Source organism: Streptomyces sp. NBC_01591 (assembly GCF_035918155.1).
In the GTDB taxonomy this organism is placed as follows: Bacteria; Actinomycetota; Actinomycetes; order Streptomycetales; family Streptomycetaceae; genus Streptomyces.
This window is the reverse complement of the sequence record NZ_CP109327.1, coordinates 7,722,948-7,734,839: the sequence shown is the minus strand read 5'-3', so window position 1 is coordinate 7,734,839 and position 11,892 is coordinate 7,722,948. Positions and strand designations below refer to the sequence as shown.

Below are 11,892 nucleotides of genomic sequence, written 5' to 3'. Positions count from 1 at the left end.
TGCTCTCCGTAGGCAGTACCACACGCAGCGCTCACCTCCGAGGACCAACAAGCGGTGCGAAGGGCCCTCTCGGGAAGGCCCCTTCATGGTCGGGCGAGCCGTTACGGGTGGCCGCCGCCCGGGACACGGGCGGCGGGACGCGGCGACGTGACGCCCTGGACGCCAGCGGTCCGGGAGGTGTCCGGCGCGGCTGCGGAGCCCGTGGTGGCGCGCACGAAGGCGCCGGCGCCGCCGACGAACGGCAGCTTCGCGGAGGTGCGGGCCAGGTCGAGGGTGAGGGTGGGCGTGGAGTCCGGCGGGTCGATGAGGTCCCGGTCGGTACCGGCGACGATCAGGGCGAGGCGGTGTCCGGCCGGGACGACATGGTCGGTGGCCGCCAGGTTGATGGTGAGGGTGATGGCCCTGCCGGGAGTGAGGGGGCGGCCCTTCCGTGCGTCGGCGTACGTACCGACGTCGGCCCAGCCGCGGCTGACCACGGTCCGGTCGACGGTGGTGGCCCTCGCGCTGGTCTCCTTGAAGCAGGAGCTGTCCCCCGCGGTGCTCGCGCCCCAGCAGCTGCGGTCGGTGAGGGTCGTGATGCCCTCGCCGGACGAGCCGTAGTCGCGGATGGTGTCGGGGCCGAGGTCCACGAGGACCGCGGAGAGGTGGGCGGTCGTCGTGGTCGGGGTGGCGGTGACGGTCACCGTGGAGGAGCCGGAGAGCCTGAGATCGGCGGTGAGCGGCGCGGTGCGGAACCCGGCTTGGCGCTCGTGGTCCGGTCCAGGTCGGCGGCCCACTCCGTCTCGCCCTGTGCCGGATCGTCGGTGAACGTCTCGGTGGCGCCGGGGCGGGCGGGTTTCAGGGCCAGGGTGCCGACGCCCGGCGCGTTCCCGGTGCCCGGGCGCACGGTGGTGGCGTGGGTGGTGCGGGGCGGCCAGACCCGGTCGGTCGACCACTGGTCGGGGTGGCGTTCGATGTCGGCCATCGGTTCGCGGTCGATGCCGTTGTCGTAGCCGAGGAGGTAGTGGTCGAACCAGCGGTGCAGCGTGTCGACCCATTCGGCGCGCCGGAAGTCGAACGGGTCGACGTGTCCGGTCTGGGAGAGCCAGATCTTGCGCTCCACGCCCCGGTCCGCGAGCGCGTCCCACCACTGGCCGAGGTGCTTGGTGCGGACGTTGAGGTCCTGCATGCCGTGGACGGCGAAGACGCTGGCGCGCACCTTGCGGGCGTCCTTCACGTAGTCGCGCCCGGTCCACAGCCCCGTCCAGTCACCGGTGCGCGGCGCGCCGTCGACGAGCCGCTGCTGGACGGCGGCGCAGCGGCCTCGCGCCTCGGGGCTCTCCACGTAGCCGGAGAGCCAGTCGGGCCCGCTGCCGTAGAGCGGTGCGCCCTGGGCGAAGTAGTAGTCGTACCAGGAGGAGATGGCACCGATCGGCACGATGGTCCGCAGCCCTTCGACACCGGTCGCCGCGACTCCGTTGGCGACGGTGCCGTCGTAACTCTTGCCGATCATCCCGGTGCGGCCGTCGGACCAGCCGGCCGAGGCACGGGCGGAGCCGGTGCGGGTGGTGTAGCCGCGGGCACGTCCGTTGAGCCAGTCGATGACGGCCTTGGCCGACTGCACGTCCGAGCGGCCCCCGACGTCGACGCAGCCGTCGGAGCGGCTGGTTCCGGCCAGATCGACGGCGACGAAGGCGTAGCCGCGCGGCACGAAGTAGTTGTCGTAGTGGAGCGGGAACCGTACGGGCCGGCCGTCGGCGTCGTACGTCTTGAGCTGGCTCTCGTTGCCGCGTCCGCAGCAGGAGTAGTACGGGCTGGCGTCCATGATCACGGGGATCTTCCGGCCCCGCCGGGCGGGCTCGCGCGGCCGGACGATGTCGGCGGCGACGCGGTCGCTCCGCCCGTCCCCGTCGCCGTCCAGTCCGGTGTCGACCCAGACCGATTCGCGGACGGCGTCCCCGTACGAATAGACGGGCCTGCTCTCCGGTGGCCGGGCTTCCCCAAGGCTCGCGCCCCGGGCGCCTGCCGGTGAGAGCAGGACGGCCATCAGGGCGGCGACGGCTGCCACCACCACCAGCGATCGGTAACTCGAACGGGGTCCCAGCGCACGAATCGGCATGGGCGGAAGGTACCCCGGTCAACTCCCCCGCGACAGAGGGCGATCAGCGACCGGAATGGCATGATCACGGCGCACACCGACAGCCCGGAGTGGCGGCCGAATGGCGATCGTGTGACAGCTGTGGCCATGGACACGACTGTTGCGGCAGTCGCTGAATAGTGTCGGCATGACGGTTCGAAAGATCACTCGCCCGACGACTTGGAGCATTCCGTGCACCGCAGATTCATCGTCCCGAGCGCAATCGCGGCCTCCCTGCTGCTGGCGATCCCGGCCTCGGCCGCCGAAGGCACCGTGGGCGCCCCGGGCATCGGCGACGCCTACTACCCGGCCAGCGGCAACGGCGGCTACGACGTGTCCCACTACGACCTGCGCCTGAAGTACCGGCCCTCGACCGATCTGCTGGAGGGCACGGCGACGATCCTCGCCACGACCACCCAGGAACTCTCCCGATTCAACCTGGACTTCGGGCTGGACGTCTCCGAGGTACGGGTGAACGGCAAGAAGGCCGGCCATGTGAAGAACGGCGAGCAGGAGCTGGAGATCACCCCGGCCGCCCCGCTGGCGAAGGGCAAGGCCGTCTCGGTGGTCGTGCGGTACGCCGGGAAGCCCTCCGAGGTGAAGATCAACGGCTGGACGTCCTGGGTCCGCACCCCGGACGGCGCGGTAGCCGCCCAGGAGCCGGAGTCGGCGGCCTGGTGGTTCCCCAGCAACGACCACCCGCTGGACAAGGCGACGTACGACATCTCCGTGTCCGTCCCGGACGGCACCCAGGCGATCAGCAACGGCACGCTGCAGTCGCAGAGTTCGAAGCTCGGCTGGACCCGTTTCAACTGGCGCTCCGGCAAGCCGCAGGCGACGTATCTGACGACGCTGGCGGTCGGGAAGTTCGACATCACCACGGACACCACGGCGGACGGACTGCCGGTCGTCAACGCGTACAGCAAGGACCTCGGCGCCAACGCCGGTGCGGCGCGCGCCAGCATCGAGCGGACCACCGAGGTCGCCGAGTGGCTGACGGAGGTCTTCGGTCCGTACCCGTTCGACGCGCTGGGCGGGTACGCCCCCAATGTGACGAGCGGATTCGCGCTGGAGACCCAGACCCGGCCGTTCTACAGCCCGAAGCAGTTCGCCAACGGCGCGAATGTCTCGGTCGTCGTCCATGAGCTGGCGCACCAGTGGTACGGGGACAGCGTGTCCCTCACGGGCTGGAAGGACATCTGGATCAACGAGGGCTTCGCCCGCTACAGCCAGTGGCTGTGGTCGGAGAAGGAGGGCGAGGGCACCGCGCAGGAGCTGGCGGACTACACCTACGCCCTGCACCCGGCCGACGACGCCTTCTGGAAGGTGAAGCCGGGCGACCCGGGCCCCGACAACCAGTTCGACGCGGCCGTCTACGACCGGGGCGCGCTGGCGCTCCAGGCGCTGCGCAACGAGCTGGGCGACGAGACGTTCTTCGCGCTGCTCAAGGGCTGGCCCGCCGAGCACGCGTACGGGAACGCGAGCGTGAGCGACTTCGTCGCGTATGCGGAGCGGGTGTCGGGCAAGCAGCTCGCCGCCTTCTTCGACGACTGGCTGTTCCGGCCGGCGCGGCCCGAGGCCCCGGTGGCGGCCGGGACACAGGCATTGCGCGCCGCCGAGCAGCCCGCGCGGCCCGCCTCCTGGAAGAAGATCGCGGCGACGAACTCCCTGCACGACCACCGCTGACCGGTACGCGGACCGGGTCCGGGCACCGTCGCCCCTCCACCTCCACGTGGGGCGACGGTGCCCGGCGGCCGGCCGGTGGCGCCGGTTAGGCTGATGGCGTCGGTGCTGTCCGGCCGGCCCCGGCCGATTCCGGCCCGATATCGCGTGTACGAGGAGCGTCCCTTGCCCGGTCCGTCCCACGATCCTGCCCGCGATGCCCGCCCCACGTTGGAAGCCGTGGCGGCCCGTGCCGGGGTCTCCCGGGCGACGGTATCCCGGGTGGTGAACGGCGGGGCCGGGGTGCGCAAGCCGCTCGTGGACCAGGTGCGCAAGGCGGTCGAGGAACTCGGCTACGTTCCGAACCACGCGGCCCGGACCCTGGTCACCCGGCGCAACGGCGCGGTCGCCGTGATCATCGACGAGCCGGAGTTCCGGATCTTCTCCGACCCTTTCTTCTCCCAGCAGATCCGTGGCATCAGCCGCGAACTGACCCTGCACGACTCCCAGTTGGTCCTTCTCCTGGTGGAGGGCAGCGGGGACTTCGACCGGGTCGCCCATTATCTGGCCGGCGGTCATGTGGACGGCGTACTGGCCTTCTCGCTGCACACCGACGACGAACTCCCCGCGATCATCCGCAGGTTCCGGGTGCCCACGGTCTACGGGGGCCGTCCGGGCCGGCCGGGCGCCGCGTCGGAACTGGCCGTCCCGTACGTCGACTGCGACAACCGCGGCGGCGCGGCCGAGGCCGTACGCCATCTCGTCGCCCTGGGGCGGCGGCAGATCGCGCACATCGCCGGACCGCGCGACCAGACCTCGGCCCTCGACCGGGTCGACGGCTACCTCGACGTGCTGCCCGACGGCGATCCGACGCTCCTCGTGGACGGCGACTTCACCGTCGAGGGCGGCGCGCGGGCGATGGCGGAACTGCTCGATCGCCACCCCGGCCTGGACGCGGTCTTCGCCGCCAACGACCTGATGGCCTCGGGTGCCCTGCGGGTGCTGCGCGAGCGCGGTCGCAGCGTGCCGGAGGAGGTGGCGCTGGTCGGCTTCGACGACATGGTGTCGATAGCCGAGGCCACCGAGCCTCCGCTGACGACGGTCCGTCAGGATGTGGAGGGCATGGGCCGGTTGATGGTGCGGATGCTGATGAGCCGACTGGGCGGCGAGGCCGGGGGCGACGAGCGGGAAGCGGTGATCACGCCGACCGAGCTGGTGCGCCGGGCTTCCGCCTGAGCCCTCCCCCGCCCCGGACGGCCTCGCGATGGGCCGCCCGGGCCCTGCGCGCGTACGGCAGATAGCGCAGCCGCTCGGGGAGCACGGGCACCACGCGCCGCACCACCCCGCAGAAGCGCCGCAGTCTGCGCTCCTGCTGGTCCGTCCACTCCAGCCCGATGGCCTCCCGCGCGTCCGGCGGCATCAGCCCGATGGTGATGAAGCGCCGGAACCGGGCCAATGGCGGGAGCAGCACCGGCCACAGCGCCCTCAGCAGCAGCCTGAGCGGCAACGGCCCGCGGTCCGGCGGCGGGACGGGACGATCGGTGGCGACCAGGTCCTCGACAACCACGGTCGACTCGATCTCGTCGGCGAGCATCTTTCGGAAGTACGGCCAGAACTCCTCGATCGTCTGCGGCATGTCCCGGTCATGGATGCCGAGGATCCTGCCCACCTGGAGCCACTCCTGGTACAGGGCCCGCTCCTGTGCCGCGGTGAGCGGCCGGACGAGATAGCACGCGGCATGCTGGTAGACCGGGAAGCCCGTGGCGTGCACCCACGCGTAGTTCGCGGGCGACAGCGCATGGTAGCGGCGCCCCCGGGTGTCGGTGCCCTGGATGGTGCGGTGCAGTACGCGCAGCCTGCGCCCCTCCTCGGCCGCCGCCTCGCCCCCGTACACCCAGAGCTGGAGCGAGCGCAGCGACCTCTCGCCGCGTCCCCAGGGGTCCGTGCGGAAGACGGAGTGTTCGTCGACGCCGGCGCCGACCGCCGGGTGGGCGACCTGGAGGGTGAGCGCGGCGGGCAGCATCAGCAGGGCCCGGATGTCGCCGGAGAGGCTCCAGAGCACACCGCCGGGCGGAGGCGGGGCGGGGGTGCCGCCGCTGGCTGCTGCGCTGGTCATGCGGTGCTCCCGACGGTCGGCGGGCGCACGGCTCGGCGCCCGGTCCCTGCGTGATCCAGTATGCGAGCCCTTCGGGAGTCATGCGCACCGGCCCCCGCGGCACCCCACCGCACGCCCGGTCGACGGCGGTATTGACGGGACTCGTGAAACAAGTCGATAGTATTTGTAACTTTGACTCTCAGGCCGGACGGTCCGTCACATTCCTTGTGAATCAGCTGAGTTGGCCCGTCACGCAGCGACAACCTGCGAAAGCGGCCCCTCAGGGAGTCGGCACACGGACAGGAGGGCGCACCATGGGCCGATACAGCCGCCTGCACGAGATACGCCGGATGGATCCGGCGCGCGACTACGCCGAGATCCTTCGGCTGATCTCCCAGTACGAGTTCCCGTGGGACTACCGGCAGGGGGTGAGCGTCGCCTTCCTCCGGGACTACGGCGTTCCCCGCATCTCCGTGCTCCTCGACCGGACCCAGGAGTTCGAACGGGCCGGGCAGAAGCGGTACGACGACACGGTGCTGATCGGGTACGAGATGGCCGCCGACGGCTTCGACTCGGAGCGCGGGCGGGCGGCCGCGCGTCACCTCAACCGGATCCACGGCAAGTACAGGATCCCGAACGACGACTTCCGCTATGTCCTCGCGACCACGGTCGTGGGGCCGAAGCGCTGGATCGACCGGTTCGGCTGGCGTCCCCTGTGCGCCCAGGAGGTCCAGGCGCTGGTGGAGGCCGGCCGGAAGACGGCGGCGATGATGGGCATCGAGGGGGTGCCCGACACGTACGAGGGGTTCGAGCGGCTCCTCGACTCCTACGAGGAGCGGATGTTCGCGTACGACCCGGCGAACCGGCGGGTCGCGAACGCCACCTTCCGCGTGATCGCGAGCTGGTATCCGCGTCCGTTACGGCCCCTGGTGGCGAGATTCGCGCTCGGGCTGCTGGACGAGCCGCTGCTGGCGGCGCTGGGCTTCCGGCCGCAGCCGCGGTGGGTGCGGGCCTCGGCGTCGGCGGCCCTGTGCCTGCGCGCGCGTTGTGTCCGCAGGCTGCCGGCCCGGCCACGCAGGTTTCCCGCTCGCCCGCAGCCCCGTTCGTACCCCTTCGGCTGGCGGCTCGACGACCTCGGACCGCACTGGGCCCGCAACCGCCCCGTGGAACCCCTGCCCGACGAGTCGGACGGCCACGCCGGTGGTGCTACCCGGCAGCGAGCAGCGGCACCAGATAGCGGCGGGCGAACTCCCGCACGTGGGTGTCGTCGTCCAGCTCGAAACAGCTGACGGGGTTGAGGAGGAAGGAGACGGTGATCCGCACCATCAGCTCGGCGACCGGGGTCGGATCACTCGCCGGCCGGCCCTCCGCGCGCCGGGCGTCACGCAGCCGGTCGGCCAGGTACTCGCGGATGGCGAGGAAGGCCGGTTCGCTCTCCAGGGTCAGGAACGGCAGCATTGTCTCGGGCTCCAGCCTCAGCAGACCGCCGATGAGCGGGTGCTCGCGAATGTGCCGGAGAACCGCGGCGAAGCCCTCGACGAGCCGGTCCTCCGTCGTCGGCAGCGCGGCCACGGCGTCGTCCACCTCCACGACGAAGCGGCGGTACTCGCGCAGCAGACAGGCGGAGACGAGGCTGTCCTTGTTGCCGATCCGCCGGTACACGGTCACCCGCGAGACCCTGGCGCGCTTGGCGACGTCGTCGACGGTGGAGCGGCGCAGCCCGAACGTCATGAACTGCTCGCGCGCGGCGTCCAGGATCTGCTCGCTCAGCGCGTCGGAGGGCGGCGGCGTGCGGAGTGCCAGGGCCAGCCGTGACTCGTCGGTGCTCCGTGCCGTCATGGGCCCTCTCCCGTTCCGCCGCTTCCACCCCCACCATAGAAGTCGATACGGAGTGACTCACCCCGTATCCCTGTATCAGCGCGGGCAGGGCGCCCATTGGAGTCCGGTGGGCGGCACTGGCGAGCCCGCGGTCGACGAGCTGGTCGAGGACGCGCGCCACCGCCGGCCCGTTCAACGGGCCCGTCAGCGCATCCGGTTCGCTGTCGGAGCGGTCCACCAGCAGGCGGTGGACCGCGTCCTCGTCCGCCCCGAGTCCGAGCAGGGTCAGCAGGGACGCGTCCACCGGCTCGGGCGGTGCGACGACGTCGGGACGTCCAGGCTCTCCCCGCCCCACCTCGACCCCTCCACCGGACCCACCCCGCTTCCTGCCGCCCCTCGGCCGGGGTCAGGTCATCCGGCGGATTTCCGCAGGCCGAGACCCCCGGGAGGCCCGGACAAACCTCTAGTCGAAGTCGTACACCGTCACCGGTATGTCCCGGCCGGTCAGCCGCTTCTCGATCAGGGGCTCGATCCGGGACCACTTCCCGCCCGCGAGCCCGCAGCCGATCCGTGGCATGTGGACCGAAGCCCCCAGCTCCTGGGCCCGGTCGGCCACCGCTCCCAACCCCGTGTCGATCGCCTCGTAACGCACCGGGACCCCGTTGCTGCCCGTGCGCATCCCCCGCTGGCCCACCATGTTCGCCACCCAGATGTACGGACTCACCTGCACGAACTGCACCGCACCGAGGGCGAAGTCGTTGCCCGCGCGCTCCCGGTGCCACCGGCGGTAGGCCGCTTCGGGCTCGGGCCAGCGGCGCGAGAGGGCCAGGACGAATCCCTTGCCCCAGCCGCCCAGGTCGTTGCAGACGTGGACGATCAGCTTGACGCCCTTGCCGTGGGGCGCCGTCGCGTCCCCCTGTACGTACATGATCTCGGACATGGCATCAGGGTAGGCGGCGCCTCTGACGACCGAGCACTTTCACATCACTGGTGAGACAGCAATACTGTTGCACCGGGGTGGGCCACGCGCACAGCCGCTCGCCCTCAGAGTCGGACGCGAGGAGCAGAGATGGCGACCGGGACCGAGGAGCCGACGCTCACCGTCGACGAGCTGGCGGCGCGCGCCGGTGTCACAGTACGCACCGTGCGTTTCTACAGCACCCGGGGCCTGCTGCCGCCGCCGGTGATCGGGCCACGGCGCGTCGGGCACTACGGGCATGAGCACCTGTCCCGGCTCGCGCTCATCGAGGAACTCCAGCACCAGGGCATGACGCTGGCCGCGATCGAACGCTATCTGGAACAGCTGCCGCCGGACCTGAGCGCGCACGACCTGGCGATCCACCGTGCCCTGGTGGCGTCCTGGGCACCGGACTCGGCGGAGGACGCGACGCGGGCGGAGCTGGAGCGGCGGGCCGGCCGGGCACTGAGCGAGCAGGACATCGCACGGCTGGCCGCGATGGGTGTGCTGGAGCGCGCGGAGCCGGTCGACGGCAGCTACCGGGTGGACCCGGGGCTGCTGCGGCTCGGGGTCGAACTGCTCGGTGTGCCGATCGCGCACGAGACGATCCTGGCCGCCCGCACGGTCCTGCTGGAGCACTCCCGGTCCGCCGCGCAGGAGCTGACCCGGCTGTTCCGGGACGAGGTGTGGTGCCCGTACCGGGAGCGGGAGGCGGACCCCGAGCACGTGGCGGCGATGAAGTCGCTGTCGGCCCATATGCAGCCGATGGTGATCCAGGCGCTGGTGACCGCGTTCCAGCGGTCGTTGAAGGAAGAGCTGCGGGCCGCGTTCACAGCGGAGTGAACGCGGCCCGCGGGGCGGGCGTCAGCCGTGGGGCTCAGTCGTGGAAGGTCTCGCCCTTCTCGGCCTTCTCCACGAGCAGCGCGGGCGGCAGGAAACGGTCGCCGTACCGCTCCGCGAGCTCCCGGGCGCGGGCGACGAAGCCGGGCAGGCCGCCCTCGTAACCGTTGATGTACTGGAGCACGCCGCCGGTCCACGGCGGGAAGCCGATGCCCATGATGGAGCCGATGTTGGCGTCGGCGACGGTGATCAGGACGTTCTCCTCCAGGCAGCGGACGCTGTCCAGAGCCTCGGAGAACAGCATCCGCTCCTTCATGTCGATGAAGGGGATGTCGGTGTCCGGCTTGACGAAGTGCTCCCGCAGGCCGGGCCAGAGGCGGGTGCGCTTGCCGGCCTCGTCGTACTCGTAGAAGCCCGCGCCACCGCTGCGTCCCGGCCGGTCGAACTCGTCGACCATCCGGTCGATGACCGCGTCCGACGGGTGCCCGGCCCAGGTGCCGCCGGCCTCTTCGACGGCCCGCTTCGTCTCGTTGCGGATCTTGCGGGGCAGGGTGAGCGTCAGCTCGTCCATCAGGGAGAGCACCTTGGCCGGGTACCCGGACTGTGCCGCGGCCTGCTCGACGGACGAGGGCTCGACGCCCTCGCCGACCATGGCGACGCCCTCGTTGATGAACTGGCCGATGACGCGCGAAGTGAAGAAGCCGCGCGAGTCGTTGACGACGATCGGGGTCTTCTTGATCCGGCGCACCAGGTCGAAGGCGCGGGACAGGGCCTCGTCACCGGTCTGCTCGCCCTTGATGATCTCGACGAGCGGCATCTTGTCCACGGGCGAGAAGAAGTGCAGCCCGATGAAGTCGGCCGGGCGCGAGACGCCTTCGGCGAGGACGGTGATGGGCAGGGTCGAGGTGTTGGAGCAGAGCAGCGCGTCCGGCTCGATGATGTCCTGGATCTCCTGGAACACCTTGTGCTTGAGCGCGGTGTCCTCGAAGACGGCCTCGATGACGGCGTCGCAGCCCGCCAGATCGGCCGGGTCGCCGGTCGGGGTGATCCGGGCCAGCAGCTCGTCGCGCTTGGCCTCGGTGGTGCGGCCCCGGGAGAGCGCCTTGTCGAGGAGCTTCTCGCTGTACGCCTTGCCCTTGGCCGCGGCCTCGGTGGAGACGTCCTTGAGCACCACCTCGATGCCGGCCCGGGCACAGGAGTACGCGATGCCCGCGCCCATCATGCCGGCGCCGAGGACGGCGACCTTGTTGACCTGGCGCTGCTCGATCCCCTTGGGGCGGCTGGCACCGGAGTTGACGGCCTGGAGGTCGAAGAAGAACGCCTGGATCATGTTCTTCGCGACCTGGCCGGTGACCAGCTCGGTGAAGTAGCGGGCCTCGATGGTCAGCGCGGTCTCGAAGTCGACCTGGGAGCCCTCGACGGCGGCGGCCAGGATGTTGCGGGGCGCGGGCATCGGGGCGCCCGCGAGCTGCTTCTTCAGGTTGGACGGGAAGGCCGGCAGGTTGGCGGCGAACTTCGGGTTGGACGGGGTGCCGCCGGGGATCCGGTAGCCCTTGACGTCCCAGGGCTGCTGGGACTCGGGGTTGGCGTCGATGAAGGCGCGGGCCTTTTCGAGCATCTCCTCCCGGGTGTCGGCGACCTCGTGGACCAGGCCGTTCTCCAGGGCGCGCCGCGGGGTGTACTGGGTGCCCTGGAGGAGGACCTTCAGCAGCGCGTCGGCGATGCCCATGAGGCGTACGGTGCGGGTGACGCCGCCACCGGCGGGCAGCAGGCCGAGGGTGACCTCGGGCAGGCCGATCCGGGAGCCGGGTGCGTCGAGGGCGACGCGGTGGTGCGAGGCGAGCGCGATCTCGTAACCGCCGCCGAGCGCCGCGCCGTTGATGGCGGCGACGACGGGCTTGCCGAGCGTTTCGATGCGGCGCAGCGAGTTCTTGATGGCGGTGCCGGTGTCGAAGGCCTGCTGGGCGTTCTCGGGACCGACCTTGATCATGTCCTTGAGGTCGCCGCCCGCGAAGAAGGTCTTCTTGGCGGAGGTGTAGATGATGCCGCGGATGGAGTCCTTCTCGGCCTCGGCGCGGTCGGCGATGGCCGCGATGGAGTCCTTGAAGGCCTGGTTCATCGTGTTGGCGGACTGGTCGGGGTCGTCGAGTACCAGGGTGACGACGCCGGTCTCGTCCTGTTCCCAGCGGATGGTCGTGCTCTCGGTCATTGCTGTTCTTCTCCGTAAGTGAGGGGCCGGCGGTGGGTGGCGTGGGTGAAGGAGCGGGGCTGGGGTGCGTGGATCGCAAGGCGGAGGACCGATCCATGGCGGAGCCATGGTGAGGGACGACAACGCCGCGAGGCGCGTGCCCCAGCCCCGCGACGCCACGCCACCCGCCGCCGGCCCCTCCCGGGTGGCCGGGG

At 71.1% G+C, this 11,892-nt stretch carries 8 protein-coding genes and 1 pseudogene; 4 read left to right on the top strand and 5 right to left on the bottom strand.

Annotated elements, in window-relative coordinates; translation table 11 throughout:
- Nucleotides 1–101: 101 nt before the first annotated feature.
- A pseudogene (locus OG978_RS35825) lies at nt 102–2,098 on the bottom strand (Xaa-Pro dipeptidyl-peptidase).
- Nucleotides 2,099–2,308: 210 nt separating this feature from the next.
- Between OG978_RS35825 and OG978_RS35820 the strand changes: the two are divergent.
- Together OG978_RS35820 and OG978_RS35815 are read left to right on the top strand one after the other, a co-directional pair.
- Complete coding sequence (locus tag OG978_RS35820) at nt 2,309–3,802, top strand: M1 family metallopeptidase (RefSeq protein ID WP_326769212.1); 1,494 nt, start codon at nt 2,309–2,311, stop codon at nt 3,800–3,802.
- 162 nt (nt 3,803–3,964) lie between these two features.
- Entirely contained in the window at nt 3,965–5,014 is a 1,050-nt protein-coding gene (locus OG978_RS35815) for a LacI family DNA-binding transcriptional regulator (protein WP_326769211.1), read from the top strand.
- Here the strand turns inward: OG978_RS35815 and OG978_RS35810 are convergent.
- Nucleotides 4,977–5,894 carry an oxygenase MpaB family protein gene (locus tag OG978_RS35810; protein ID WP_326769210.1) on the bottom strand — a complete coding sequence of 306 codons (918 nt, stop codon included), beginning with the start codon at nt 5,892–5,894 and terminating at the stop codon, nt 4,977–4,979. The genes OG978_RS35815 and OG978_RS35810 overlap by 38 nt on opposite strands.
- Nucleotides 5,895–6,187: 293 nt before the next feature.
- On the opposite strand from OG978_RS35810, the gene OG978_RS35805 reads away from it, so the two are divergent.
- Nucleotides 6,188–7,162 carry an oxygenase MpaB family protein gene (locus OG978_RS35805; RefSeq protein WP_326769209.1) on the top strand — a complete coding sequence of 325 codons (975 nt, stop codon included), beginning with the start codon at nt 6,188–6,190 and terminating at the stop codon, nt 7,160–7,162.
- On the opposite strand, the gene OG978_RS35800 is transcribed toward OG978_RS35805, so the two are convergent.
- Nucleotides 7,080–7,712: a TetR/AcrR family transcriptional regulator gene (locus OG978_RS35800; protein WP_326769208.1), complete on the bottom strand. Its 633-nt coding sequence runs from the start codon at nt 7,710–7,712 to the stop codon at nt 7,080–7,082. The genes OG978_RS35805 and OG978_RS35800 overlap by 83 nt on opposite strands.
- Nucleotides 7,713–8,154: 442 nt before the next feature.
- Nucleotides 8,155–8,631, bottom strand: a complete 477-nt coding sequence (locus OG978_RS35795) for a macro domain-containing protein (protein WP_326769207.1) — start codon at nt 8,629–8,631, stop codon at nt 8,155–8,157.
- A gap of 129 nt (nt 8,632–8,760) precedes the next feature.
- Between OG978_RS35795 and OG978_RS35790 the strand changes: the two genes are divergently transcribed.
- On the top strand, nt 8,761–9,492 hold the full coding sequence (locus OG978_RS35790; RefSeq protein WP_326769206.1) for a MerR family transcriptional regulator: 732 nt from the start codon (nt 8,761–8,763) through the stop codon (nt 9,490–9,492).
- Nucleotides 9,493–9,526: 34 nt separating this feature from the next.
- Here OG978_RS35790 and OG978_RS35785 read toward each other — a convergent pair whose 3' ends face one another.
- On the bottom strand, nt 9,527–11,698 hold the full coding sequence (locus OG978_RS35785; RefSeq protein WP_326769205.1) for a 3-hydroxyacyl-CoA dehydrogenase NAD-binding domain-containing protein: 2,172 nt from the start codon (nt 11,696–11,698) through the stop codon (nt 9,527–9,529).
- Between the last annotated feature and the right edge of the window lie 194 nt (nt 11,699–11,892).